Origin of the sequence: Citrobacter sp. Awk 2 (assembly GCF_028069815.1) — a bacterium.
Classification (GTDB): domain Bacteria; phylum Pseudomonadota; class Gammaproteobacteria; order Enterobacterales; family Enterobacteriaceae; genus Citrobacter.
The window spans coordinates 1-914 of the sequence record NZ_JANEWL010000230.1 but is presented as its reverse complement, the minus strand read 5'-3'; the positions used below and the strand labels follow the sequence as shown (position 1 = coordinate 914).

The 914-nt window shown below is 38.5% G+C and carries 1 protein-coding gene; it reads left to right on the top strand.

What is annotated here, in order from left to right:
- The first annotated feature begins 143 nt into the window (after positions 1-143).
- Positions 144-860 carry a YebC/PmpR family DNA-binding transcriptional regulator gene (locus NNO02_RS23355; RefSeq protein ID WP_271441860.1) on the top strand — a complete coding sequence of 239 codons (717 nt, stop codon included), beginning with the start codon at positions 144-146 and terminating at the stop codon, positions 858-860.
- The last annotated feature ends 54 nt before the right edge of the window (positions 861-914 follow it).

Genomic DNA, 914 nt, shown 5'->3' with positions numbered 1-914 from the left:
AATTAAAGTAACACTCCGCAAGGTTTGGATGTTTTTATTTCTCATAGACGAGAATTTACATATGGTGATATAATATGGCGGGAAAAACAGGCTGGTTATTAACCTGCCTGTCATGTAAATAAATTTTCGAGGAGACTATTCCAGTGGGACGTAAATGGGCCAATATTGTTGGTAAAAAAACGGCTAAAGACGGTGCAACGTCTAAAGTATATTCAAAATTCGGTGTGGAAATCTATGCTGCGGCTAAACAAGGTGAACCAGACCCAGAATTAAACACAGCTTTAAAATTCGTTATTGAACGTGCGAAACAAGCCCAGGTTCCAAAGCATGTTATTGATAAAGCTATTGATAAAGCCAAAGGTGGCGGCGGCGAAACGTTCTTGCAAGGGCGTTATGAAGGCTTTGGTCCAAGTGGTTCCATGATTATCGCTGAAACCCTGACTTCAAACGTTAACCGCACGATTGCTAATATTCGCTCAATCTTCAATAAAAAAGGCGGGAATATCGGGGCGGCAGGTTCTGTCAGCTACATGTTTGATAATACTGGTGTGATCGTATTTAAAGGCACTGACCCTGACCATATTTTTGAAATTTTGCTTGAAGCTGAAGTTGATGTTCGTGATGTCACCGAAGAAGAAGGCAACATCATTATTTACACTGAATCTACAGACCTCCATAAAGGAATTGCAGCCCTCAAAGCAGCGGGGATTACTGAATTCTCAACCACAGAATTAGAAATGATAGCTCAATCAGAAATTGAACTTTCACCAGAAGATTTAGAAATCTTTGAAGGACTTGTTGATGCCCTTGAAGATGATGATGATGTTCAAAAAGTATATCATAACGTTGCAAATCTCTAATTATAAATTAAAGAAATCTGTCATTATGGCAGATTTTATAAATTGTAAGTTTGT